At 71.1% G+C, this 23253-nt stretch carries 26 protein-coding genes; 22 read left to right on the top strand and 4 right to left on the bottom strand.

The features are described from left to right. The first annotated feature begins 197 nt into the window (after positions 1–197). From AC07DU_RS27030 to AC07DU_RS27065, 8 genes are all read left to right on the top strand, one after another. On the top strand, positions 198–863 hold the full coding sequence (locus tag AC07DU_RS27030) for an HAD family hydrolase (protein WP_479114144.1): 666 nt from the start codon (positions 198–200) through the stop codon (positions 861–863). A 43-nt stretch (positions 864–906) separates the two neighbouring features. Continuing rightward, complete coding sequence (locus AC07DU_RS27035) at positions 907–2124, top strand: MFS transporter (protein ID WP_479114146.1); 1218 nt, start codon at positions 907–909, stop codon at positions 2122–2124. Then, the gene (locus tag AC07DU_RS27040) at positions 2075–3244 is read left to right on the top strand and encodes an acetoin utilization protein AcuC (protein WP_479114148.1); all 1170 of its coding nucleotides are present in this window, start codon (positions 2075–2077) and stop codon (positions 3242–3244) included. The genes AC07DU_RS27035 and AC07DU_RS27040 overlap by 50 nt, the downstream gene beginning before the upstream one ends. A gap of 96 nt (positions 3245–3340) precedes the next feature. Next, positions 3341–4171, top strand: a complete 831-nt coding sequence (locus AC07DU_RS27045) for a phosphatase (protein ID WP_479114150.1) — start codon at positions 3341–3343, stop codon at positions 4169–4171. Between the two features lie 114 nt (positions 4172–4285). Further along, positions 4286–4495, top strand: a complete 210-nt coding sequence (locus AC07DU_RS27050) for a helix-turn-helix domain-containing protein (protein WP_008738568.1) — start codon at positions 4286–4288, stop codon at positions 4493–4495. A gap of 143 nt (positions 4496–4638) precedes the next feature. Then, entirely contained in the window at positions 4639–4737 is a 99-nt protein-coding gene (locus AC07DU_RS27055; RefSeq protein ID WP_003948845.1) for a 30S ribosomal protein bS22, read from the top strand. Between the two features lie 95 nt (positions 4738–4832). Continuing rightward, on the top strand, positions 4833–5924 hold the full coding sequence (locus tag AC07DU_RS27060; protein ID WP_479114279.1) for an NAD-dependent epimerase/dehydratase family protein: 1092 nt from the start codon (positions 4833–4835) through the stop codon (positions 5922–5924). Further along, a complete protein-coding gene (locus AC07DU_RS27065) occupies positions 5924–6913 on the top strand; it encodes a lysophospholipid acyltransferase family protein (RefSeq protein ID WP_360901342.1) in 990 nt (329 codons plus the stop codon). Before AC07DU_RS27060 ends, AC07DU_RS27065 begins: the two co-directional genes overlap by 1 nt. A gap of 93 nt (positions 6914–7006) precedes the next feature. Here the strand turns inward: AC07DU_RS27065 and AC07DU_RS27070 are convergent, their stop codons facing one another. From AC07DU_RS27070 to AC07DU_RS27080, 3 genes are all read right to left on the bottom strand, one after another. Next, complete coding sequence (locus tag AC07DU_RS27070; RefSeq protein ID WP_479114152.1) at positions 7007–8209, bottom strand: DUF5667 domain-containing protein; 1203 nt, start codon at positions 8207–8209, stop codon at positions 7007–7009. A 233-nt stretch (positions 8210–8442) separates the two neighbouring features. Further along, positions 8443–9264: an ECF subfamily RNA polymerase sigma factor, BldN family gene (locus tag AC07DU_RS27075; protein WP_361947983.1), complete on the bottom strand. Its 822-nt coding sequence runs from the start codon at positions 9262–9264 to the stop codon at positions 8443–8445. Positions 9265–9604: 340 nt separating this feature from the next. Next, positions 9605–10579, bottom strand: coding sequence for an HAD family hydrolase (locus AC07DU_RS27080; RefSeq protein ID WP_479114154.1), 975 nt, complete (start codon positions 10577–10579; stop codon positions 9605–9607). Positions 10580–10659: 80 nt separating this feature from the next. Between AC07DU_RS27080 and AC07DU_RS27085 the strand changes: the two genes are divergently transcribed. The 6 genes from AC07DU_RS27085 to hemB all read left to right on the top strand — a co-directional run bounded on the left by AC07DU_RS27085 (position 10660) and on the right by hemB (position 17692). Further along, a complete protein-coding gene (locus tag AC07DU_RS27085; RefSeq protein ID WP_479114156.1) occupies positions 10660–10938 on the top strand; it encodes a glutaredoxin family protein in 279 nt (92 codons plus the stop codon). A 272-nt stretch (positions 10939–11210) separates the two neighbouring features. After that, positions 11211–12020, top strand: coding sequence for a redox-sensing transcriptional repressor Rex (locus AC07DU_RS27090; RefSeq protein WP_360901327.1), 810 nt, complete (start codon positions 11211–11213; stop codon positions 12018–12020). Beyond that, on the top strand, positions 12017–13693 hold the full coding sequence (locus AC07DU_RS27095; RefSeq protein WP_479114158.1) for a glutamyl-tRNA reductase: 1677 nt from the start codon (positions 12017–12019) through the stop codon (positions 13691–13693). The genes AC07DU_RS27090 and AC07DU_RS27095 overlap by 4 nt, the downstream gene beginning before the upstream one ends. Next, positions 13690–14658 (top strand): hydroxymethylbilane synthase, encoded by a 969-nt coding sequence (hemC, locus tag AC07DU_RS27100; protein WP_360901321.1) that lies wholly within the window; start codon positions 13690–13692, stop codon positions 14656–14658. Before AC07DU_RS27095 ends, hemC begins: the two co-directional genes overlap by 4 nt. After that, positions 14655–16322 (top strand): bifunctional uroporphyrinogen-III C-methyltransferase/uroporphyrinogen-III synthase, encoded by a 1668-nt coding sequence (locus AC07DU_RS27105; RefSeq protein ID WP_360901318.1) that lies wholly within the window; start codon positions 14655–14657, stop codon positions 16320–16322. Before hemC ends, AC07DU_RS27105 begins: the two co-directional genes overlap by 4 nt. 371 nt (positions 16323–16693) lie before the next feature. Next, the gene (hemB, locus tag AC07DU_RS27110) at positions 16694–17692 is read left to right on the top strand and encodes a porphobilinogen synthase (protein WP_479025996.1); all 999 of its coding nucleotides are present in this window, start codon (positions 16694–16696) and stop codon (positions 17690–17692) included. Between the two features lie 6 nt (positions 17693–17698). Here the strand turns inward: hemB and AC07DU_RS27115 are convergent, their stop codons facing one another. Then, the gene (locus AC07DU_RS27115) at positions 17699–18043 is read right to left on the bottom strand and encodes a hypothetical protein (protein WP_360901313.1); all 345 of its coding nucleotides are present in this window, start codon (positions 18041–18043) and stop codon (positions 17699–17701) included. A gap of 127 nt (positions 18044–18170) precedes the next feature. Between AC07DU_RS27115 and AC07DU_RS27120 the strand changes: the two genes are divergently transcribed. The 8 genes from AC07DU_RS27120 (at position 18171) to AC07DU_RS27155 (ending at position 23236) form a co-directional block, all read left to right on the top strand. Next, positions 18171–18560: a WXG100 family type VII secretion target gene (locus AC07DU_RS27120; protein ID WP_479114161.1), complete on the top strand. Its 390-nt coding sequence runs from the start codon at positions 18171–18173 to the stop codon at positions 18558–18560. 22 nt (positions 18561–18582) lie between these two features. Next, positions 18583–18888 (top strand): WXG100 family type VII secretion target, encoded by a 306-nt coding sequence (locus tag AC07DU_RS27125; RefSeq protein WP_479114163.1) that lies wholly within the window; start codon positions 18583–18585, stop codon positions 18886–18888. Then, positions 18888–20693, top strand: a complete 1806-nt coding sequence (locus AC07DU_RS27130; protein ID WP_479114165.1) for an RNase A-like domain-containing protein — start codon at positions 18888–18890, stop codon at positions 20691–20693. The genes AC07DU_RS27125 and AC07DU_RS27130 overlap by 1 nt, the downstream gene beginning before the upstream one ends. Positions 20694–20709: 16 nt before the next feature. Then, positions 20710–21297, top strand: a complete 588-nt coding sequence (locus tag AC07DU_RS27135) for a hypothetical protein (protein ID WP_479114167.1) — start codon at positions 20710–20712, stop codon at positions 21295–21297. 19 nt (positions 21298–21316) lie between these two features. Further along, positions 21317–21892 carry a hypothetical protein gene (locus AC07DU_RS27140; protein ID WP_479114169.1) on the top strand — a complete coding sequence of 192 codons (576 nt, stop codon included), beginning with the start codon at positions 21317–21319 and terminating at the stop codon, positions 21890–21892. Between the two features lie 12 nt (positions 21893–21904). Next, on the top strand, positions 21905–22204 hold the full coding sequence (locus tag AC07DU_RS27145) for an RNase A-like domain-containing protein (protein ID WP_209470104.1): 300 nt from the start codon (positions 21905–21907) through the stop codon (positions 22202–22204). Positions 22205–22217: 13 nt separating this feature from the next. Beyond that, positions 22218–22874: a contact-dependent growth inhibition system immunity protein gene (locus tag AC07DU_RS27150; protein WP_479114172.1), complete on the top strand. Its 657-nt coding sequence runs from the start codon at positions 22218–22220 to the stop codon at positions 22872–22874. A gap of 89 nt (positions 22875–22963) precedes the next feature. Continuing rightward, positions 22964–23236 (top strand): DUF1876 domain-containing protein, encoded by a 273-nt coding sequence (locus AC07DU_RS27155; RefSeq protein WP_360901301.1) that lies wholly within the window; start codon positions 22964–22966, stop codon positions 23234–23236. Positions 23237–23253 lie beyond the last annotated feature (17 nt).

Here is a 23253-nt window from a genome sequence, read left to right on the forward strand (position 1 = left end):
CCTGTGGGAGAGTAGGACGCCGCCGAACAATCATTGCGGAAGCCCCGCACCAGCCCTTACGGGTTCGGTGCGGGGCTTTTCTGCGTTTACGGGCCATGCGTCTGCCCGCTCGGGAACCGCGCGCGATCGCCGATGTTCAGCCGATCACCAGCACGCGGCTGCCGGAGAGCCGAGCTGACGGCTCGTAGGGTTGGGTCATGGGCTACGACCTCGTCATCTTCGACAACGACGGCGTGCTGGTGGACAGCGAGCCGCTCGCCAACAGCATCCTCGCCGCCTACCTGACCGAGCTGGGTCACCCCACCACGTCCGAGGAGTCGCTCCGTGACTACCTGGGGGCCGCCGTGCCCCGGGTGCGCGAACTCGTCCTGGAGCGGACCGGGGAGCGGTTGCCCGACGACTTCGAGGCGCAGCTGGACGCGCGGACCTGCGCAGCGTTCGAGCAGGAGCTGCGGCCCGTCCCCGGGGTGGAGGAGGTGCTGGGGGCGCTGACGGCCAGTGGGATCGGGTACTGCCTGGTGTCCTCGGCGAGTCATGAGCGGATCCGCGTCGGCCACCGGGCGGCGGGGCTCGACGGGTGGTTCGAGGAGGAGTGGATCTTCAGCGCGCAGGACGTGGGTCAGGGCAAGCCGGCTCCCGATCTGTACCTGCATGCGGCCCGGCGGATGGGGGTGGAGCCCGCCCGCTGTGTGGCGGTCGAGGAGAGCCCGCTGGGCATCGAGGCCGCCGCGGCCGCGGGCATGGACGTGTACGCCTTCACCGCGGTGCTGCCCGCCGGCCGGCTCCCCGGCGCCACCGGGCACTTCGGGGACATGAAGCAGCTGACCGCGCTGCTGGGCCTGGAAGCCGGACTGGGTATGTGATCTCTCTACCCACGGGTAGTCCGCGGCCTTACGCTGTGCCGCCATGACGGACGATGTGCGGCTACGGCGCGGGCGCGGCGCCCTGGGGTTCAGCTTCTTCGCGCAGGGTGTGGCCTTCGCGCTCCTCGTGACCCGCATCCCGGGCATCCAGGACCGGTACGGGATATCCGACGCGCTGCTGCCCGCGTTCCTCGCCGCCGTGCCGATCCTCGCGGGCGTGGCGAGCGTGGCCACCGAGCACGTCGTGAAGCGGGTTCCTCCCAGTGTGGTGCTGAGGTGGGCTCAGCCGCTGGTGCTGCTGTCGTTGCTGGGGGTGGGGGCCGGCAGCCGGATGTGGCAGGTGGGGCTGGCTCTGGGCGCGTTCGGGCTTGCCGTCGGGGCGCTGGACGCCTCGATGAACATGCTCGGGGTCAGCCTGCAGCGTGCGTACGGGCGCAGCATCATGCTCGGCTTCCACGCCGCGTACAGCCTCGGCGGGATCGTCGGGGCGTCGGCCGCCTGGGCGGGGGCGCACTGGCATCTGGGGCTGTTCGTCTCCTATCTGCCGGCCGTGGCCGTACTGGCGCCCCTCGTGCTGCTGGCCAGTCGCCGGTACGTCGACCAGCGGGAGCACGATGCGGTGGCCGGGAAGGGGCTGGGGCCCGGCGGGTTCAAGCTGCTGCTGCCGCTGTGTCTGGTGATGGCGTGCGCGTACATCGGGGACTCGACCGTCGCGAACTGGAGTGCGAAGTACCTCCAGGACGTGCTGGGGAGTTCGGAGCAGCTGGCGACCGTGCCGTACAACGTCTACATGGTGACCACCCTCATCGGGCGGGCCGTCGGCGATCTCGGGGTGCGCCGGTTCGGTGCCGCCGCCGTGGTGCGGGGCGGGTCGGTGGTCGCGGCGGGCGGGTTCGCCGTGGTGGCGGCCGCACCGGGGGCGTGGGTGGGGATGTTCGGCTTCACCCTGCTGGGGATCGGGTTGTGCGTGATCGTGCCGCAGACCTTCGCGGCCGCCGGGCGGGTCTTTCCCGGCGCGGCCTGCGACACGGCGATCGCCCGGCTCAACATCTTCAACTACGTGGGCTTCCTGATCGGGTCGCCGCTCGTCGGCGGGATCGGTGACGCCTGGAGCTACCGCGGCGCGATGCTCGTGCCGATGGTCCTGGTCCTGGTCACGCTGTTCCATGCCCGCTCGTTCGGACCGCAGGCGGCCCGATACGGTGTCGGGCATGAGCGGCCGCGGGTTGTTGATGTGGGACGAGGCGGTAACGAGGTATGACTTCGGACCGAGCCATCCGATGGACCCGGTGCGCCTGGCGCTGACCATGGGCCTGGTGCGCGCCTTCGGGCTGGACCGGGCGATGGAGGTACGGGCGGCCCGTGGAGCGGGGGACTCGACGCTCCGGCTCGTCCACCGGGAGGACTACGTCGCCGCGGTGCGCGAGGTGTCCGCCGACCCGGGGACCGCCGACGGGTCCTACGGGCTGGGGACCGTGGACGATCCGGCCTTCCGCGGGATGCACGAGGCGTCCGCGCTGATCGCCGGGCAGTCCGTGGCGGGGGCCGAGGCCGTCTGGCGCGGTGAGGCGGAGCACGCCGTGAACTTCGCCGGCGGGCTGCATCACGCCATGCCGGGCGGGGCGTCCGGGTTCTGCGTCTACAACGACGCGGCGCTGGCCGTGGCGCGGCTGCTGGAGCTGGGGGCCGAGCGGGTGGCGTACGTGGACGTGGACGTCCACCACGGCGACGGAGTGCAGGCGGCGTTCTGGGACGATCCCCGGGTGCTGACGGTCTCGGTGCACGAGCATCCGCGGACGCTGTTCCCCCAGACGGGCTGGCCGCAGGAGACCGGTGGTCCGGCGGCCGAGGGGTCGGCGGTGAACGTCGCGCTGCCCGCCGGGACCGGGGACGAGGGGTGGCTGCGGGCCTTCCACGCGGTGGTGCCGGAGCTGTTGGCGGACTTCCGGCCGCAGGTGCTGGTGACGCAGCACGGGGCCGATACGCATTTCGAGGACCCGCTGGCGCACCTGGCGGTCTCCCTGGACGCCCAGCGGGCCGTCCAGGAGGCCTGTCACGAGCTGGCGCACACCTACGCGGACGGGCGGTGGCTCGCTCTGGGCGGCGGCGGGTACGCGGTGGTGGACGTGGTACCGCGGTCGTGGACGCACCTGGTGGGGATCGCGGCGCACCGGCCGGTGGATCCGCTGGCGCCGGTCCCCGCCGAGTGGCGCGACGAGGTGTACGCGCGGACGCGTCAGCTGGCTCCGGCCCGGATGACGGACGGGCGGACGCCGTCGTGGCGGGACTGGGAGGCGGGTTACGACCCGGCCGACCGTACGGATCAGGCCGTACTGGCCACCCGGCGGGCGGTGTTCCCGCTGCGCGGCATGCTGACCTGAAGCGGCGCAGGTCACCGCTGAAGCATCGTTACGCCAAGTGCGGGGCTGTTCGGTGGAATTGCTGCCCCGGCAGGTGGGGTGCGGCAGCATCGGAGGGTGTTGAGCACCGGCGCGCTGCGTGCGCATCTGCTGGCCGCCCGGTTGGCCGGGCCCGTCGCCACCTCCCGGGAGGAGAGCCTGCGCAGTTACCGGTTGTTCGCGGCGCGCGACCCGCGGGTGATGCTGGGGCTCGATCCGGAGTGGTGCTGGGGCGAGGGTGATCTGCTGAGGCTGATGGCGCAGAAGTGCGGGGTCTCGGCGGACCCCGCGCACGTCAGCGGGCCGGACGTGATCGACCCCGAGCGGACGGTGGCGGCGCTGGAGGCCTTCGCGGGGCGGCTGCGCGAGGTGGCGCGGGCGCGTTTACCGGTGCTGTTCGGGACCGGGCACCCCCATCGGCTCCTGGACTTCTACGCAGGTTTGGCCGCGGCGATGTCGGCGGCGGGATGTGTTGTCCTCACTCCGGCGCAGGGGGCGCGTGTCGACATTGCGACCCGGTTCGGCGTACGCACGCATCGCATCGCGTACGTACGGGGGGTCGCACTGGTGCGGGAACCCGGCGTGCGGCCGCCGGGGAGTGCCACCGGCGTGCACACCCATTCGCCGCTGCCGGTTCGGATCGCGCTGGGCGCGCTCGCGGAAGCCGGCGAGCCGCTGCCGGAACTGGTGGTGGGGGACCACGGGTGGGTCTGCGGCGCAGGTCAGCTCGGTGTGGAGGCGATCGGGCTCGCGGACACGGACGATCCCGCGCTCTTCGTCGGTGAGGCCGAGGGGCAGGTCTCGGTGGCTGTTCCGCTTGATGACGCGGTGCGCGCGGACTACTACCGGCCCCTCGCCCGGTACGTGCTCGGGCGGGCGAGTCTGACGGGTCGGCAGGAGTGGCCGTAGCTCCTCTTCCCCACTCGTATCACGCGCCCCTACTCTGGGGAGTGAGCGTGCGACGACGAGGAGTAACCGGAGGGGAAGCCGGTGCCCGTCATGCGCGGAAGGTCAAGGTGTGTCATGGCTGCTGGCGAGAGGCCTCTCAGTGAGGTTCAGTTCCTGACCGTGGCGGAGGTTGCCTCGGTGATGCGAGTGTCGAAGATGACCGTGTACCGCCTGGTGCACAACGGTCATCTGCCCGCAATCCGGGTGGGCCGGTCCTTCCGGGTCCCCGAGAACGCGGTTCACGAGTACCTCCGAGAGTCCTATGTGGGGGTGGAGTCGGCCTGAGACTGACAGCTGCGGATGCCCTCGTAACTCCGGGGAGGCACTCGGATTACGGCCTCAGAGCTCGGGCGGGTAGGCTAGGCCGACGTAGGTCGTGTGGGCCCAGACGCCCCGCACCAGTGAAGAAGAAGTGAGCGAGGGTAGTCGTGGGCTCTGTTATCAAGAAGCGGCGCAAGCGGATGGCCAAGAAGAAGCACCGCAAGCTGCTCAAGCGCACCCGCGTCCAGCGCCGTAACAAGAAGTAAACGGCAGCTGTACGTGTTTTCCGCAGCCCCTCCACCATGCTGGTGGGGGGGCTGCGGTGCAGCCGGGGGACTTCTTCGAGGAAGGCGCTGAGCTCGTGGGCAAGGTCGTACTCGTCACCGGGGCCGCCCGGCAGCTGGGCGGCCGCTTCGTGCGCCGGATCCAGCGCGACCCGGAGGTCGAGCGGGTGATCGCGGTGGACGCGGTGACACCGCCGCACCGGCTCGGGTCCGCGGAGTTCGTCCGTACGGACATCAGGCAGTCGGCCATCGCCCGTGTTCTCGCCGAGCACGCCGTGGACACGGTGGTGCACCTGGCGGTCACCGGGGGCAGTGCGGGAGTGGGCGGCGGTCACAGCGTCGTCAAGGAAACGAACGTCATCGGGACGATGCAGCTCCTCGGGGCCTGCCAGAAATCGCCGACGGTACGACGGCTCGTGGTGAAGTCCAGTACGAGCGTGTACGGGGGCACCTCCCGGGACCCGGCCGTCTTCACCGAGACCACGCAGCCCAAATCGCTGCCGGCGGGCGGCTTCGCCAAGGACGCCACCGAGGTCGAGGGGTACGTACGGGGCTTCGCGCGCCGGCGGCCCGATGTCGCGGTGTGCGTGCTGCGCTTCGCGAACATCCTGGGGCCCTTCGCGGACTCGGCGCTCGCCGAGTACTTCTCGATGCCCGTGATGCCGACCGTGCTGGGCTACGACCCGCGGCTCCAGTTCGTCCACGAGGACGACGTGCTCGACGTGCTGCGGCTGGCGGCGCGGGCGCCGGAGCCGGGGACGCTGAACAGTGGGACCTTCAACATCGCCGGTGACGGAGTGCTGCTGCTGTCGCAGTGCGCGCGGCGGCTGGGCCGGCCGACGCTGCCGCTGCTGCTGCCCGCGGTGACGTGGGTCGGGCAGGCGCTGCGGGCGGTGGGGGCCACCGACTTCTCGCCGGAGCAGATAAGGCTCCTCACGCACGGCAGGGTCGTGGAGACGACGCAGATGCGCGAGGTCCTCGGCTTCTCACCCATGTACACGACCGTCGAGGCGTTCGCGGACTTCGCGCGCAGCCGGGGGAGCGGTCTGCTGCCACCTGAGCGGGTCGGGCAGGCTGTTGACCGGGTGGCCGCCATGCTCGATGTCGACGGGCGCCGTGCGGACGGACCCGGTAGCGACGGCGACGAGGCTGAAGGAGCGAAGCGATAGTGGCGGACGCCAAGGTCATTCCGTTCGACGAGGACCGGCCGCGCCGGCGGGCGGCGGGACGGCGGGTGCGGGCGGTGCCCGCGCAGGCGCCCGAGCCCGATCCGGTGGAGGCGGTGGAGCCGGCCGCTCCCGTCCCGGCCCGGGGCGGCGACGGGTGGGACAAGCGGATCGCCGGCGGGCTGGCGTTCCTGCGGCGCCGGGTCACCGGGGAGTACGAGGTCGACGAGTTCGGCTACGACAAGGAACTGACGGACCAGGTCCTGATGTCCTTGATGCGGCCGCTGTTCGACAAGTACTTCCGGGTCGAGGTCAAGGGCATCGAGAACGTCCCCAAGGAGGGTGGCGCGCTGATCGTCGCCAACCACTCGGGGACGCTGCCCCTGGACGGGCTGATGATGCAGGTCGCCGTCCACGATCACCACCCGGCGCAGCGGCACCTGCGGCTGCTGGCGGCGGACCTGGTGTTCATGCTGCCGGTGGTGAACGAGCTGGCGCGCAAGGCGGGCCACACGCTGGCCTGCGCGGAGGACGCGCAGCGGTTGCTGGAGTCCGGCGAGTTGGTCGGTGTCATGCCGGAGGGCTTCAAGGGGCTGGGGAAGCCGTTCGGGGACCGGTACAAGCTCCAGCGGTTCGGGCGGGGCGGGTTCGTCTCGACGGCGCTGCGGGCGGGCGTGCCCATCGTGCCGTGCTCCATCGTGGGCGCGGAGGAGATATACCCGATGGTCGGCAACGCGAAGACGCTGGCGCGGCTGCTGGGGATCCCGTACTTCCCGCTCACGCCGACGTTTCCGTGGCTGGGGCCGCTGGGGGTGCTGCCGCTGCCGACGAAGTGGACGATCCAGTTCGGTGAACCGATCCCGACGGACGGGTATGCGGCGGAGGCGGCGGAGGATCCGATGCTGATGTTCAACCTGACGGATCAGGTGCGGGAGCAGATCCAGCACACGCTGTACAAGCTGCTGGTGCAGCGGCGGTCGGTCTTCTTCTGACCGTGGAGTGCGGGGCGCTGTCCGGACCCCGCGCCTGGAACTGCCGAGGGGGCCGCGCCGTGCGCGGCCCCCTCGGTGCTCCTGCCTTCGTTCCTACTGCCCTGCGTCCTCCGCGTTCAGGCCCAGGCCCGGGAGGAGGCCTGGGAGGAGCGGCGGGAGGGTGATGTCCGGCTGGGGGGCGTCCGCGGTGCCCGGGGAGGGCGGGGCGGACTGGCCCGCAGGCGGGTTCAGCAGGTCGCCCGTACCGCCCAGGAGGCCGCCGGCCGGGGGCGTGGTGCTGCCCGAGGGCGCCGGCGCCGGGCTGCCGGAGGGGGCACCCGCCGCAGGGGCGGAATGCTGCTTGCCGCTGGGTGTGCCCGGCTTGGCGGAGGGCCCGGACGAGCTGGTACCGCGGGTCTGCTCCGGAGGCTTCGGGAGCAGGCTCTGGAGCGGCGCCACGTCTTCGTCTATGGCCTGGAAGACTGACTCCACCTGACCGCCCACGTCCGTGAGCTGCGCCGGGAGCTTCTCGCGGAGCTTGCCCCAGGCGTCGCGGTGGGAGCGGGAGAACGACGACAGCTTCTGGATCGGGCTGAGCGAGCCGTCCCGCTCGTACGCGGCCTGGAGGAGCCGGTGGCCCTCCTGCGCGTCGTGCTTCACGGCCGCCAGGGCGCGGCGGATCTCGCCCAGGGACTCGTGGTCCAGGACGCCCGTCCGGCCCCGCTCCATCAGCCTGCGGGCCTCGGACAGGCGGTTCGAGGCCTGGTCGAGATAGAGCTCGCCCCGGTCCGAATCCTCGTCGGCCATGCCGAGCTTCAGGTCCTCCATGCCCCGTTTCACGGGGTAGAGGTGGTCACCGGGAAGGGCGTCGGAACTGGCAGCGGCCACTCCGCTGAAGGCCCCCGCCGCCACACCCACGGTGAGGCCGCCCGCTGCGATGCCCTTGGACCAGCGGGAGCGGGGCCGCAATTTCCGGAGCGGGGTCGCCCGGTGGGCGCCGCGGCCGGTCCGCTGTTCGGGCACCAGAGGGTCCGAGGCGGCACCGCCCCCCGCCCTCTCCTCCAGCACCATGGCCTCCATGGCGGCAACGAGCTGGGCTCGCTGCACCACTTTGACCTCGGGGTCCAGGGCTGGGCGCGGCATTCTTTCGCCGAGCACGCTCGCCAGGGCCAACAACCGGTCGTGGTCGGCAGGTTCGGCAGGTGCCTCGGACTGCTCGGCCGCCGGGTCCGGTTCTGGAAGGTCGGACGGGGTCCGATCCTCCAGGGCCTGGGCGAAGGCGTTCGCCCGCCGGTGCGGGGTCACGTTCGCGATCACTGGCGGCACCTCCTCTCGTCATGACGATCGACTCCCCAAGGTGTCCGGAAGGTTGCCTTCCTTGAGCGCATCCACCCATTCGGGTGAGCGGCTTCGGGTGGGGCGTGTCCAAAGGGAGCCTGCATTCCGCACAACGAGCGTCGCGGCACTTGGGTTACGGACGAAGGATGATCGGACCACAGCGTCATCGAGGAGTCACCGTGTGTAAGGGGTGGTGTCGTGTCCGGGGGCCGTCAGCGGGCGTCGTCGGGGAGGAGGCGGGCCAGCGTGCGGACCGCCCGGTACTGGAGCGTCTTGATGGCGCCCTCGTTCTTCCCCATCACCCTGGCCGTCTCGGCCACCGAGAGGCCCTGCAGGAAGCGCAGGGTCACGCACTCCTGCTGCTGCGGATTGAGTTTCCGTACGGCCTCCAGCAGGGCCGCGTTGGAGAGGGACTCCAGGACGGAGTCCTCGGGGCTGCGCTCGACCTCGTTCGCGTCGAGCATCTCGCCGGTGGTGACCTCCAGCCGGAAGCGGCTGGACTTGAAGTGGTCCGCCACCAGGTTGCGGGCGATCGTCACGAGCCAGGCGCCGAAGTCACGGCCCTGCCAGGTGAAGGTGGAGATGCGGCGCAGTGCGCGCAGGAAGGTCTCGCTGGTGAGATCCTCCGCCGTCGCCTTGCCGCCGACGCGGTAGTAGATGTAGCGGTAGACCGTGTCGCTGTACTGGTCGTACAGGCGGCCGAAGGCCTCGGCCTCGCCCGCCTGGGCGCGTTCGACCAGGTCCATCATGCGGGCCTGGTCGCTGTCCGCCGTGGGGCGGCGTGGGGTGGGCGTGGCCTGGGTGCTCGTGCCGGCGGCGCCGGTCGATCCCCCGGACGTGCGGCCTCGTCTGCCCACGGTCGCTCCGCCGTCGGTCAGGGCATAGCAAGGGCCGGCCGGGCCGAGGCCGGCAGGTACCGCGGCGGCGAAGGCGGGGACGGCGTACGCGGTGGGGACGAAGCCACGCAGGTGGTCGAGGACCGTTGCGCGCAGCGTAGCCAGGCCCGAGGCGTCAACCCCGACAGGTGGGTACACGGGACTCCCAGAGGCAGAGCTTCCATCACGTGCAGTGCGGGACCGTTCACCCATCGTGGCGACAGATGACCGGAGGCATGCGTTTGAGGAGAATAACGCTTCGTACAGGCAGCGCTACACCCAGTTGCTCAAATCACCGGTTCCGACACTTCTGTTGCGTGTCGAGGGCATATTCGGTCGCTGTTGGTGATCGATTCTTGATCACTTGGATGCGCGGAATGGACGCTTCGAAGAGGGCTCACGACCGAGTCGGGCAGGGCGGAGTGCCACGCCCGGGGCGCGGGTAGAAGTGAGCGAATGCCCGTGGGGCCGGGCGGAGAAGGGCCCGGGCCTGGCGTTGTTACCTGCGGCGGCGGTGCAGGGCGATGGCGGCGGCCGCGCCGCCCGCGATCGCGCCGACCCCGGCGGCGGCCGGAACGCCGACCTTCACGGCCTTTCGACCGGTCCGATAGTCGCGCAGCCGCCAGTCGTTGCTCCGGGCATGCTTGCGCAGTTTTGTGTCGGGATTGATCGCGTACGGATGTCCGACCAGCGACAGCATCGGGATGTCGTTGTGCGAATCGCTGTACGCGGCGCAGCGCGCGAGGTCCAGGCCCTCGGCGGCGGCCAGCGCGCGGACCGCCTCGGCCTTGGCGGGCCCGTGCAGCGGCTCGCCGACCAGGCGGCCGGTGTAGACCCCGTCGACGGACTCGGCGACGGTGCCCAGGGCCCCGGTCAGTCCCAGCCGGCGGGCGATGATCGTGGCCGTCTCGACGGGGGCGGCGGTGACCAGCCACACCTTCTGGCCGGCGTCGAGGTGGGCCTGGGCCAGGGCGCGGGTACCCGGCCAGATCCGCTCGGCCATGTACTCGTCGTAGATCTCCTCGCCGATGGCCATCAGTTCGCAGACCTTGTGGCCCTTGACGATGGACAGGGCGCTGTCGCGGGCGTCCTGCATGTGCTCGGGGTCCTCGACCCCGGCGAGCCGGAACCAGGCCTGCTGCCAGGCGAATCGGGCGAGCTCGCGGCGCTGGAAGAACTCGCGCTTGTAGAGGCCGCGGCCGAAGTGGAAGATCGCGGCGCCCTGCATCACGGTGTTGTCGAGGTCGAAGAAGGCGGCGGCGAGGTGGTCGCCCGCCACCGGGAACTCGGGCTCCGCAGGTGCCGCTTGCGCGGGCTGCGCGGCCTCGGCCGCGGCTTCCGCCTCGGGCTGCGAGAGCGGTGGGGCTCCGGTGAGAGCGGTCTTGCGGGCGGCCTCCGCAGAGGCCTCGCCTGCCAGCACGCTGCGCGCGGTGGCGGAGCGCCTACGGGGGGTGAGCCATCCCAGAGCGGCCATGACGCGAGCATAGCCACTGTGTTCGGGAGTTCCCGAACCGCGGGGAAACGGAGGCGTTAACACTTCGGGAGAATGGAGCCATGAGCCCTTTGTTGCGCCGCAAGGAAAAGAAGCGTCCCGGCGACCGGATGGTGACCCTCATCGGCAAGCCGGGGTGCCATCTGTGCGACGAGGCCGAGGAGGTCGTGGCGCGTGTCTGCGCCGAGACGGGTGCGCAGTGGGAGAAGAAGGACATTTCTCAGGACGAGGAGCTCTACCGGCTGTACTGGGAGCAGATTCCGGTGGTGCTGGTGGATGGCGAACAGCACACCTTCTGGCGGGTGAACCCGGAGCGGCTGCGGCGCGCGCTGGTCGGCTGACCGTCCTCGCGGTTACCGTCATGGGCGATTTGTGGGGTCTGGGGGCGTATCTGTGACGAGTGTGCGCGGGTTTGCCCCCTTTGGGATTTGAACGGGTTCGGCGTCCCGCCGGTTCCCGGTTTGCGCGGCGAGGTTGCGTGACCCCGGTCACTTTGCACGGACAAAACGGACACAATCTTTGTGCACGCGTTCACAAAGGCATAGCCTGCTGTCGACGGGGCGGTCCTGCGACACGAGGCCGCCTGCAGCCCCGCTCATCCCGCAGGAGCATCGTGGCAACTGGCCGAACTCACCGACCGGCGACCCGCAGCCGAGGTATTCCCGAGGCCACTGTCGCCCGGCTTCCGCTGTACTTGCGTGCCCTCACCGCGCTCTCCGAGCGATCGGTGCCCACGGTGTCCTCCGAGGAGCTCGCGGCCGCCGCCGGAGTGAACTCCGCGAAGCTGCGCAAGGACTTCTCGTACCTGGGTTCGTACGGCACCCGCGGCGTCGGCTACGACGTCGAGTACCTCGTCTACCAGATCTCCCGTGAGCTCGGCCTGACCCAGGACTGGCCGGTCGTCATCGTCGGCATCGGCAACCTCGGCGCCGCGCTCGCCAATTACGGCGGCTTCGCGTCGCGCGGCTTCCGCGTGGCCGCGCTGATCGACGCCGACCCCGCGATGGCGGGCAAGCCGGTCGCCGGGATCCCGGTGCAGCACACCGATGACCTGGAGAAGATCATCGAGGAGAACGGCGTCTCGATCGGCGTCATCGCGACGCCGGCCGGTGCGGCGCAGCAGGTCAGCGAGCGGCTGATCGCGGCCGGTGTCACCTCCATCCTGAACTTCGCGCCGACGGTGCTGTCCGTGCCGGACGGCGTCGACGTGCGCAAGGTCGACCTGTCGATCGAGCTCCAGATCCTCGCGTTCCACGAGCAGCGCAAGGCCGGCGAGGAAGCGGCCGCCGCCGCTGCCGTCGGCGGCTCCTCCGTGGGCGGCGCCGCACCGGCCGCGGCCGTGGTGCCGCCGGCCGGACGGGGTGCCGCCGAGGCGCGCAAGGGCGGCCCCGAGGGCGACGTGCCGGCGGTGATGCCGGCATGAGTCTGCTCGTCGTAGGGCTGAGCCATCGCAGCGCACCCGTGAGCGTGCTGGAGCGCGCCTCGCTGTCCGCCGATGCCAAGGTCAAGCTGCTGCACGACACCCTCGCCGCCGAGCCGGCGACGGAGGCGGCGGTGCTCGCCACGTGCAACCGGATCGAGCTGTACGCCGACGTGGACAAGTTCCACGCCGGTGTGGCCGAGCTGTCCACGCTGCTGGCACAGCACAGCGGGGTGGCTCTGGAAGAGCTCACTCCGTATCTGTACGTGCACTACGAGGACCGGGCGGTGCACCACCTGTTCTCGGTGGCGTGCGGCCTGGACTCGATGGTCGTGGGCGAGGGGCAGATCCTCGGCCAGATCAAGGACGCGCTGGCGCTGGGGCAGGAGCTGCACACCGCCGGCCGGCTGATCAACGACTTGTTCCAGCAGGCGCTGCGGGTCGGCAAGCGGGCGCACTCGGAGACCGGGATCGACCGGGCGGGCCAGTCGCTGGTGACCTTCGGGCTGGAGCAGCTCGCCGTCCACCTCCCGGTGGGGGAGTGGGCGGCCGGCAAGAGGGCGCTGGTCATCGGTGCCGGCTCGATGTCCTCGCTGGCCGCGGCGACGCTGGCGCGGGTCGGTGTCGCCGAGATCGTCGTGGCCAACCGGACCGCCGACCGGGCGGAGCGGCTCGCCGAGATTCTGGTTGCCTCGGGCACCGGGGTGAAGGCTTCCGCGGTGCCGATGGCTTCGGTGGCGGATGAGCTGGCGCGAGTCGACGTGGTCGTGTCCTGCACGGGTGCGACCGGGCTGGTGCTGACCGCCGATGACGTGCTGGCCGCCGTGTCCTGGGGCGCTGCCCCAGACCCCGCGCCTCAAACGCCGGCGGGGCTGGATGTGCCCCCGGCGGGGCTGGATCTGCCGGATTCCGCGGTCGTGGCCAAGCTGGTCGCGGCCGCGCGGGACGGCGGGCGGCTGGCCGACGCCGGGGCCGCGCGGACCATCGCCACTCCGGTCGAGGCCGACGGGTGCCCCGTCGGGCCCGACGGGCGGGCCGCGCTGACCGGGGTGGACGCCAACTCGCTCGAACTGCACGGGACCTGGGCCGATCAGGGTGAGGCCGCCGCTCAGCGGCAGCCCCGGCGCAGCACCCGTACGCAGGCCGACGGGTCCGCCGTACGGCTGGCCCTGCTCGACCTGGCCATGCCCCGCGACATCGACGCCGCCGTGCACCGGATCCCCGGCGTGCGGCTGGTGGACATCGAGAGCCTGGCCGAGGCGTCCGCCGACGCGCCGATGGCCGCCGACGTCGACGCCGTACGCGGCATCGTCGCCGAGGAAGTGGCCGCCTTCGGTGCGGCCCAGCGGGCCGCGCACATCACGCCCACCGTCGTCGCCCTGCGGGCCATGGCGGCCGAGGTGGTGGCCATGGAGGTGGCGCGGCTCGACGGCCGGGTCCCCGACCTCGACGAGCGGCAGCGGGCCGAGGTCACCCAGACCGTGCGCCGCGTCGTCGACAAACTCCTCCACGCGCCGACCGTGCGCGTGAAGCAGCTCGCGAGCGAGCCCGGCGGCGCCGGGTACGCGGACGCACTGCGCGAACTCTTCGACCTCGACCCTCAGACGGTTGCTGCCGTCAGCCGGGCGGACGCGGCCGATCCGATGAACGACGACGACCCAGGACGGGCATCATGAACACACGTCCCGACCAGCCGCTGCGGCTCGGTACGCGGCGGAGCAAGCTGGCCATGTCCCAGTCGGGCCACGTCGCCGACGCGGTACGGGCGGTCACCGGCCGACCCGTCGAGCTCGTGGAGATCACGACCTACGGCGACGTCTCGCGCGAGCACCTCGCGCAGATCGGCGGGACGGGCGTGTTCGTCACAGCCCTGCGCGAAGCGCTGCTGCGCGGCGAGGTCGACTTCGCCGTGCACTCGCTCAAGGACCTGCCGACGGCCCAGCCCGACGACCTCGTGATCGCGGCCATGCCGCTGCGCGAGGACCCCCGGGACGCGCTCGTCGCGCGGGACGGCCTGACCTTCGAGCAGCTGCCCGACGGGTCCCGGATCGGTACTGGTTCGCCCCGCCGGGCGGCGCAGCTCAACCACCTGGCGCTGTCCCTGGGCAAGCGGATCGAGACGGTGCCGATCCGCGGCAACGTCGACACCCGGATCGGTTACGTACACAACGGCGAGCTCGACGCCGTGGTGCTGGCGGCCGCCGGGCTGAACCGGATCGGCCGCGGCGACGAGGCGACGGACCTGCTGTCCGTCGACAGCGTGCTGCCGGCTCCCGGCCAGGGTGCTCTCGCCGTGGAGTGCCTCGCGTCCGATACGGACCTCATCGCCGCGCTCGGCGCACTCGACGACCCCGACACCCGGGCCGCCGTGACCGCCGAGCGTTCCCTGCTCGCCGCCTTGGAGGCCGGCTGCAGCGCACCCGTAGGGGCGTTCGCCGATCTTTTGGACGACGGACAGACTGTCAATGAAATGCGCCTGCGCGGCGTCGTCGGAACCCTCGACGGCACCACGCTCGTGCAGCTGTCCACCACCGGTCCCGTGCCCCAGTCGTACGACGAGGCCATGGCGCTCGGCCGCGAACTCGCGGACGAGATGCTGGCCAAGGGCGCGGCCGGTCTGATGGGGGAGCGATCGCTTTGAACCCCTCAAGTCCGACCACCTCCGCTTTTCCGGCGGTCGCCACCCACGGACGCGTCACCTTCCTCGGTGCCGGCCCGGGCGACCCGGGTCTGCTGACGCTGCGCGCCGTCGAGGCTCTCGCCGCCGCGGACGTACTGATCGCGGAGCCCGAGGTGCTCGAAGTCGTACGGACGCATGCGCGCGCGGGAGTAGACACGCCGCAGCTGACGGTTGCTGACGAAGCGTCAGCAGCCGCCGGGGTCCCGGTGATCCGGGACGCGGCCAATCTTGTCATGGAGGCCGCACGCTCCGGCAGGCGGGTCGTGCGTGCCGTCACGGGCGACCCCGGGCTCGACGGCAACGCTGCCGAGGAGATGCTCGTCTGCGCCTCCGCCGGCATCCCCTTCGAGGTGGTGCCGGGTGTCGCCACCGCGGTGGGCGTACCCGCGTACGCCGGTGTCCCGCTGCGCGACAAGCAGGGCGCGGACGTGCGGTTCGTCGACGCGAAGAACGCCTCGGCGCGCTGCTGGAGCGAGGTGGGCGCGAGCGACGGCATCCTCGTCGTCTCCGCCACGCTGGAGACGGTCTCGGCCGCCGCGGCCGAGCTGGTGGGCGCCGGGCGCAAGCCCGACACCCCGCTGACGGTGACGGTCGCCGGTACCACCACGCGCCAGCGGACCTGGTCCGCGACGCTGGGCACCATCGCCCAGGTGTTCAAGCAGGGCAAGGTGCTCCCCTCGCCCGAAGGCGCCCGGCCGGTCATAGCCGTGGTCGGTGAGCACAGCGCCGCCGCGCGGCGCGAGGACCTGTCCTGGTTCGAGTCGAAGCCGCTGTTCGGGTGGCGGGTGCTCGTACCGCGTACCAAGGAGCAGGCCGCCTCGCTCTCCGACCAGCTGCGTTCCTACGGCGCGGTGCCGCACGAGGTGCCGACGATCGCCGTGGAGCCGCCGCGCACCCCGCAGCAGATGGAGCGCGCGGTGAAGGGCCTGGTGACGGGCCGCTACGAGTGGATCGCTTTCACCAGCGTGAACGCGGTGAAGGCCGTCCGTGAGAAGTTCGAGGAGTACGGGCTCGACGCGCGTGCCTTCGCCGGGATCAAGGTCGCCGCGGTGGGCGAGCAGACCGCGGCCGCGCTCGTGGAGTTCGGCGTGAAGCCGGACCTGGTGCCGAGCGGGGAGCAGTCCGCGGCCGGACTGCTGGAGGACTGGCCGCCGTACGACCCGGTCTTCGACCCGATCGACCGCGTGTTCCTGCCGCGCGCCGACATCGCGACCGAGACGCTGGTCGCCGGGCTGATCGAGCTCGGGTGGGAGGTCGACGACGTCACGGCCTACCGGACCGTGCGGGCGTCGCCGCCGCCGGCGGACACGCGCGAGGCGATCAAGGGCGGCGGGTTCGACGCCGTGCTGTTCACGTCGTCCTCGACCGTGCGGAACCTGGTCGGCATCGCCGGCAAGCCGCACAACGTGACCGTCATCGCCTGTATCGGGCCGGCGACGGCCAAGACGGCGGAGGAGCACGGGCTGCGGGTCGACGTGCTGTCGCCGGAGCCGTCGGTGTCGAAGCTGGCGGAGGCGCTGGCCGAGTACGGTGCGGCGCGCCGCGAGGCGGCCAAGGAGGCCGGCGAGACGGTGTTCCGGCCGAGCGAGCGGCGGCCGGGGGCGCGGCGGCGTCGTACCACCTAGCGGTGGGCGGTGCCGCTGGCGCTGCCGCTGCCGCTGGCGTACGGGGTGAGCGGTGCGGGCTGAGCGGTGCGAGGGCGGGGTTCGGTGCGGGTGCGCCGGGCCCCGCCCTTCGTTCCGGTGGCGGTGGCGGTGGCGCGGTGGTCCGGGCCGGGGGGCGGTTGTGGTGGGGCCGGGCGCGCGCCGGGGTGTCTCCTCGGGCGCCGAACGTGGCGGGGGGTCGGGGGGTGCGGCGGTGGTGTGTTCGGCGCCCTGCGGGGTCACCCCGGCACTCACCCGGCCCCGGGCGGCTTCGGTCTGTATCGGCCGAACGCGGGCGGCGGGGGCCTAGGCTGGTTGGGACTGTTCTCGATGTTCGAAGAGGCGACTGACGAATGAGCGCGTACGGATCCTTCCCCGGCTCGCGGCCCCGGCGGCTGCGGACCACCCCGGCGATGCGGCGGATGGTCGCGGAGAACCGGCTGCATCCCTCGGACCTGATCCTCCCGGCCTTCGTGCGGGAGGGCATCAGCGAGCCCCTGGCGATCTCCGCGATGCCGGGCGTCGTCCAGCACACGCGGGACACGCTGCGCAAGGCCGCCGTGGAGGCGGTCGAGGCGGGGGTCGCGGGGATCATGCTGTTCGGCGTTCCGGCCGACGAGAACAAGGACGCGCGGGGGACGGCGGGTACGGAGCCGGACGGGATCCTCCAGGTCGCGATCCGCGACGTGAGGGCCGAGGTGGGGGACGATCTGGTGATCATGTCCGACCTGTGCCTGGACGAGTACACCGACCACGGGCACTGCGGCGTCCTGGACGAGCACGGGCGCGTGGACAACGACGCCACGCTGGAGCGGTACGCGGAGATGGCCCAGGTCCAGGCCGACGCGGGCGTCCACGTGGTCGGGCCCAGCGGGATGATGGACGGCCAGGTCGGAGTCATCCGTGACGCGCTGGACGAGACCGGGCACGAGGACGTGTCCATCTTGGCGTACACCGCCAAGTACTCGTCCGCCTTCTACGGGCCCTTCCGGGAGGCCATCGCCTCTTCGCTCCAGGGCGACCGCAAGACGTACCAGCAGGACCCGGCGAACGCCCGGGAGTCCCTGCGGGAGCTGGCCCTCGACCTGGAGGAGGGCGCCGACATGGTGATGGTCAAGCCGGCCGGGCCCTACCTCGACATCCTGTACCGGGTCGCGCAGGCCGTGGACGTACCGGTGGCGGCGTACCAGATCAGCGGCGAGTTCGCGATGATCGAGGCGGCGGCGGAGAAGGGCTGGATCGAGCGGGACCGGGCCATCCTGGAGACCCTGCTGGGCATCAAGCGCGCGGGCGCCGACACGATCCTCACGTACTGGGCGACCGAGGTCGCGGGCTGGCTGCGCAACGCCTGATCCCCTCTACGGCCAGTCGACGAGGCCGTGGAAGACGAGGACGTCGAGGACGACCGCCGCCGGGGCGATGACGGCCAGCCACACCCTGGCGGCGGCGTGGCGCCGCTGCCAGGGCAGGCCCCACGCGGCGATCAGCAGGACCAGGACGGCCAGCAGGCCGCTCCCGAAGACGGGGAAGGCGACCTCGTAGGAGGCGTCGAAACGGTCGCTCGCGGCGCCGTTGCACGAGTCGCAGGCCATCGGGGACAGCCCGACGAAGAAGAACGCGACGGCCGCCATCGGCAGCGTGAGCAGGGTGGAGACGAGCGGCGCGACGAAGGCGCGCCGGTGCCGTGTGGTGTCCGGGGTCATGGGTCCAGTGAACTCCGCGAGAAGAGCCCGAACATGAGTGCGCGTACTCAGGTGTCCGGCTCGATGCCCTGCGAACCTCGTAGGCGTACGTGCGTACTTGGCACGCCAGCGCCGAAGAGAGGTGGACATGCAGGACGGCGATCTCAGGGTCTCGGAGGACGGCCTCACCAAGCTCGCGGACGACCTCGATGAGATGCAGGGCCATCTGGAGCGCCAGATCCGGAACATGGACCGGGTGGTCGACAGCATCGCGGCGGGCTGGCAAGGGCCCACGGCCACCGCGTACCGCGCCCTGCACCGGGGGGCCGCCGAGGACGCCGTGCGGATCCGGCAGGTGCTCTCCCTCCTGGAACGGGCGACCAGGGCTTCGCGTGACGGCTTCACGGCCCAGGAGCTTGAGGTCCTGGCCGCGTTCAAGCGCGTGCAGAGCCGGGAGGACGTGGCGGCGGCCGCCGAGGAGTTGACCGTGCCGGACCAGGCGCCAGCGGCTCCGCACAGTCGACTGCAGGACATCTGAGAGCAGGGGGATCAGCACCACCATGTCGGAAGACGACCGGATTACCGTTGACTTCGCCACCCTGCAGCGCCTGTCGGGGGACCTGGAGGAGATCCTCAAGGACCTCAACGAGAAGCTGGACCTGCTGTACGGGCGGGCCAAGAAGGCCGTGCTGAGCTGGGACGGCGAGGCCCGCGAGGCCTTCATCGACGAGCTGGACAAGTGGGACCGCTCGGCCCAGGACCTCAAAGCGGCGCAGGCGTGGCTGCACGAGGTCGTGGTCAAGGGGCACCTCAACTACGCCGCGGCGAACAGGTCCGTGCTCCAGGGCTGGGGAGGCGGCGCCTGATGGCCGGACCCACCCCGGGCCCCGGCCCGGCGCAGCCGCCCGCCGGGAGCGGCAACATCGACGTCAAGCCGTCGAGCCTGTGGACCGTCTCCGGACAGGTCGCGGGTCAGCAGGATCCCATGATGCGTGGTGGGAACACGCTCGTGCAGGAGCTGCAGAAGTACCCGGACGCCGGTGGGGCGGGCACCAGCGCCGAGCAGTTCGCGCAGGCCTACAAGAAGATAGGCAACCGCTGGCTGGAGGTGCTGGGCAAGAGCGTGGTCAGCATCGGCGGTGTCGCCGTCGGCTTCACGGAGACCGCCAACGCCTACACGAAGGCCGACGCGGCGGCCCACCCCAAGCCCGGGCAGGCCCCGGAGCAACGCCCGCTGCCGACGGTCATCGACAAGGACCCCAAGTTCGCCAGCGTCCCCGACATCAAGTGGGGGGACGACGACGGTGGCGACGACCTGATCCGCGGTGCCATGGAGGGCATACCGGAGATCGTCCGGGACGTCCTGCAGCCCGTCGCGAAGAACATCTTCCGTGTCGGCAAGGTGGCGGACGTACACCCCTTCCCGCAGCAGCACTACCTCAACTCGCACTGCCACAGCTGGATGAACGCCTCGGTCGTCCCGGGCAACACGGCAGGGGAGCTGACGAGGATCATCGGCACCATCACCAACCACCAGAAGGCCGACTGGGAATCCGCCATGCGGACGTTCTGCAGCGCGCTGTGGGGCGCGACGGACTGGGGTCAGTCCGGTCCGTCCCGGCACGGCTACCAGTGGGCGCACACCACGGGCCCGCACGGCTCCAAGGTGGCCACGGGCAGTCAGCCGGTGATGACCGTCCTGAACGACGTGGCGATCAAGATCAGCGACTGCCTGCGCGAGTACGCGGAAGCCGCCGTCGAGCTCAACCACGACGTCTTCGAAGAGCTCAAGCGGGCGATGAAGAAGGCCGCCATGAGCATCATCGAGGACTTGGAGAAGGCCAAGGACAAGCCGAGCGTCAAGAGCATCGTCGGCGCGGTCACCAGCGTGGCCAGCGGCGTCGGCGGGGTCACCGGAATGCTGCTGAAGTTCGACGTCAACACGGTCCTGAAGCTGGACCAGCCCAAGCTGAACCGGATCGTGGACAAGTACACCGGCATCGTGGACGGCCTCACCACGCGCATGAACGCGCTTGAGGGTGTCCTGAACGAAGCGCACATGAGCGCCCCGAAGTTCGAGGCCGGCGTCGCCCGCGCGCACGGGTTCGGCGCCCGCTCCCTGGAAGACTTCAAGAGCACCTCGCAGACCTGGCTGAAGATCGACTCGGCCACCGGCAAGTACACGCTGGACCTGGCGGCCAACGAGTACATGAACGACGGCCACACACTGGACAAGCACGTCGGCAAGACGGACCAGCAGCTGGCGCAGCGCCTGCGCGACCAGCAGGAGAACGGCCCGACCCAGGCCTGGCCGCACGGCAAGCCGAAGCTGAGCGGCTCCTCGGCCTTCCCGAACTACAAGCGGGCGCAGGAACTCACCGAATACAACCTCAACTACAACGCTGCGGCGATCGAGGCATGGATCAAGGGTCCGCCGCCACCGGCCGAGGGCAAAGTACAGCCCTTCCTGGCGCCAGCGCCCAATGGCGAGGTCAGCGGCCGCAGTGTGAGCAGGAAGCTGACCGACGACACCGATCCGCTGTCCGGATACAAGCAGGGAGGCATGAACGCCAAGGCGGTCGACGTGAAGGGCATCGACACGAGGATCAAGTACGACAGCAGCCGCAATCCTCCGTTCACCGTCATGACGTCCATGCCCAGCGCTTTGTGAGAAAGGCCCTTCGAAAATGCCCACTGACCAGGAATCCTGGGAATCCGCGGTACAGCACCTGTACGAGGACGGGTTCGCCTTCATCGCCACCGGTCCGCGCAAGCACGAGGACTGGCGGGCCGACGTGCTCGCCGTCATGGAACGCGCCGTCCCCGACCCGCGCGGCTGGGCGGGGCTCGACCCCCTCGCGAACGAACGGTCTACGGAACCGCCCGCCTTCCCGTTCTGCCGCCCGTCCTTCAGGGACGATCCGTCCCGCCCCCTCACCCCGGCCGACATCGGGGAACGGATGCAGGAGATCGACCGCGCGAGCGCCGAGAACCTCCTGCTCGCACTCACCGAGGACGGCTGCACCCTACGGAACGTCGCAAGGTTCAGTGAGAGCTTCGACGAGCTTCAGGACCTGGCCCGCACCATCCTCGCCCGCTACGGGGACGCGTTCACCTGTCACACCAACGTCAGCTCCATCGGGCACATTGGCACGCTGGACTTCGGAGGAAAACCCGTGGGCTGGACGCCGATGACCTTCTACGGGGAGGACTGCGGCCTGGTCGTGGTCTCCGGCACCGAGGTCGGGCTGTTCTGGGCATTCGGCGACATCTGAGGCCTGCGAGGAAGAATCCATGCCGACGCAACCCACCGAGGCCGTCAGCTGGGAAGCCGCGCTGCTACGGCTCCTGGAGGACGTCTTCACCTTTGCCAGGAGCGGTCCCCGGCTGCACGAGGACTGGGCCGAAGATGTCCTCGCCGTCTTGGAGCGGTCGGTCGCCGATCCACGGGGCTGGTTCGCCCTGGACCCGGAGACGTTCAAGGAGGGACGGGAGGCCGGCTTCCGCTCCCACCCGTTCCGTGCGATGACCGCCGAGGACCTCCGCGCCGGCCTCCGGCCGATCACGGCCGGTGCTGCCGTCGAGCTGCTCGCCTCGCTCGCGCAGGAGTGGTTCTTCGAGGGCTCTCCAATCCGGTCCCGGGAGGACCGCGACGCGGTGCTCGCGGACGCCCGGACCCTGCTGGGCCGGTTCGGTCCCGATGCGGTGTTCTGGACCTCCTCCGATCTCGCCCGTGGCTCCGACGCGCCCGACTTCCTGGCGCGGGACCTCGAAGGCGGCCACCCCTTCACCGGCTACATGATGGATCTCGGCCTGATCGCGGTGTCCGCGGACGAGGTCGGGGTCTTCTGGTCGTTCAACGCGAATTGAGACAATGATCCGATGCTGACCCGATCCGCCACCTACCCCGACCGGGAGACCGCCCAGTGGGCCACCCAGCAGGTGGTGACCGCCAACGAGCAGGTCATCCACCGCTGGCTCGCCCAGGGGACCCGGGCCCGCCTCACCATCGAGGCCGCATGGCCGTCCCGTGAGGAGCCCGTCGGCCGGGTGCTGCTGGAGGCGATGCTGCTCGCCGGACAGGAACCGCTCGACGTCCGCGCCGCGCGCGTCGTCCTGCGGCGGGAGCCCGACAGCCCGTACGGGTTCGTCGTCCAGACCACCGTCCCGTTCTACCCGTAGAGGCAGTGCGACCGTGTCCATGAAGCCCCTTGAGCACGACCGGCGCTACGGCGAGCTCGATCAGGTACTGCGCGCCTACCTCGGCCAGAGCGCCGACGACACGGCCGAGCGCCGCAGCCGAGCCCTGGACGCCTATCTGCGCCACACCTGGCACACCCGCCCCTGGGCCATCGCGGAGGCGGAGCGTCAGCTGCGCGAGTACGGCCGCAACCCCCCGGGGCGCCTGCGGATCGACCTCGGCGAGTTCTACGCCGTCCCCGACGTCGGGATCCCGCAGTCCGCGATCGGTGACTGGCTCCTCGTGCTCGCCGACCACCTCAAGCAGAGCGTCGAGGACGGCGAGGCGCCGCCGCCGGCGACCCCGCAGACCCACTGGGAGTGGCACGCGCGGTTCCCGGAGACGGCGCAGCTGCTGGGGGGCTGGTTCTCGCAGGACATCGTCGACGAGTTCCCCGACCACGAGGCGGCCGTCGCGGACTACGCCGCCACCACCGACCCCCAGCTCGTCGCCCGCCTGGTGGGGGAACTCCACGAGCTCCTCGCTCTCCCCATGGACGAAGGCGACTACGCCCTCGCCGCGGCGGAACTCGGCATGGAGGTCAACCCGCCCGAGCCGTTCTCGTACGGGGCGTGGTTCCTGGCGGTGGCGGCGGCTCTGACCGGCGGCTGAGGGCTCGGGGCCCGCGTGCGTCCGGCTCGCGCCGCCTCCCCCGTGGGCGCACCCTGGAGGGAAGGGTGACCCCCTGGAGGTGATGCACCATGTCCACGCTCGTCGGGTGGCATGTGGAGCTCGAATTCACCGAGGACGGCCACCGCACCAGTGCGGCGGCCTTGGTCAGACTCGGGGACGGCTCCGAGATCAAGGCGCGGGGCTACGCCCTGCGTCACCCCTCCGACCCGGAGCAGCTGAGGGTCGGGGAAGAGATCGCGGGTGCTCGCGCGCTCATGGATCTCGCGTCGCAGATGCTGCAGAAGGCCCACGCCGAGATCGACGAGGCGACGGGCCGGCATTCCTACCCGCTCAACGGCTGAGCGGGTACGCGGCGTCG

The sequence above is a fragment of the Streptomyces sp. NPDC045695 genome (assembly GCF_056432025.1).

What these genes read in the sequence shown, in the direction of transcription:
- AC07DU_RS27030 (WP_479114144.1), top strand. Translation starts at nt 198, where the DNA reads ATGGGCTACGACCTCGTCATCTTCGACAACGACGGCGTGCTGGTGGAC.
- AC07DU_RS27035 (WP_479114146.1), top strand. Translation starts at nt 907, where the DNA reads ATGACGGACGATGTGCGGCTACGGCGCGGGCGCGGCGCCCTGGGGTTC.
- AC07DU_RS27040 (WP_479114148.1), top strand. Translation starts at nt 2,075, where the DNA reads ATGAGCGGCCGCGGGTTGTTGATGTGGGACGAGGCGGTAACGAGGTAT.
- AC07DU_RS27050 (WP_008738568.1), top strand. Translation starts at nt 4,286, where the DNA reads ATGGCTGCTGGCGAGAGGCCTCTCAGTGAGGTTCAGTTCCTGACCGTG.
- AC07DU_RS27080 (WP_479114154.1), bottom strand. Translation starts at nt 10,579, where the DNA reads ATGGCCGCTCTGGGATGGCTCACCCCCCGTAGGCGCTCCGCCACCGCG.
- AC07DU_RS27085 (WP_479114156.1), top strand. Translation starts at nt 10,660, where the DNA reads ATGAGCCCTTTGTTGCGCCGCAAGGAAAAGAAGCGTCCCGGCGACCGG.
- AC07DU_RS27095 (WP_479114158.1), top strand. Translation starts at nt 12,017, where the DNA reads ATGAGTCTGCTCGTCGTAGGGCTGAGCCATCGCAGCGCACCCGTGAGC.
- hemC (WP_360901321.1), top strand. Translation starts at nt 13,690, where the DNA reads ATGAACACACGTCCCGACCAGCCGCTGCGGCTCGGTACGCGGCGGAGC.
- hemB (WP_479025996.1), top strand. Translation starts at nt 16,694, where the DNA reads ATGAGCGCGTACGGATCCTTCCCCGGCTCGCGGCCCCGGCGGCTGCGG.
- AC07DU_RS27115 (WP_360901313.1), bottom strand. Translation starts at nt 18,043, where the DNA reads ATGACCCCGGACACCACACGGCACCGGCGCGCCTTCGTCGCGCCGCTC.
- AC07DU_RS27120 (WP_479114161.1), top strand. Translation starts at nt 18,171, where the DNA reads ATGCAGGACGGCGATCTCAGGGTCTCGGAGGACGGCCTCACCAAGCTC.
- AC07DU_RS27125 (WP_479114163.1), top strand. Translation starts at nt 18,583, where the DNA reads ATGTCGGAAGACGACCGGATTACCGTTGACTTCGCCACCCTGCAGCGC.
- AC07DU_RS27130 (WP_479114165.1), top strand. Translation starts at nt 18,888, where the DNA reads ATGGCCGGACCCACCCCGGGCCCCGGCCCGGCGCAGCCGCCCGCCGGG.
- AC07DU_RS27135 (WP_479114167.1), top strand. Translation starts at nt 20,710, where the DNA reads ATGCCCACTGACCAGGAATCCTGGGAATCCGCGGTACAGCACCTGTAC.
- AC07DU_RS27140 (WP_479114169.1), top strand. Translation starts at nt 21,317, where the DNA reads ATGCCGACGCAACCCACCGAGGCCGTCAGCTGGGAAGCCGCGCTGCTA.
- AC07DU_RS27145 (WP_209470104.1), top strand. Translation starts at nt 21,905, where the DNA reads ATGCTGACCCGATCCGCCACCTACCCCGACCGGGAGACCGCCCAGTGG.
- AC07DU_RS27155 (WP_360901301.1), top strand. Translation starts at nt 22,964, where the DNA reads ATGTCCACGCTCGTCGGGTGGCATGTGGAGCTCGAATTCACCGAGGAC.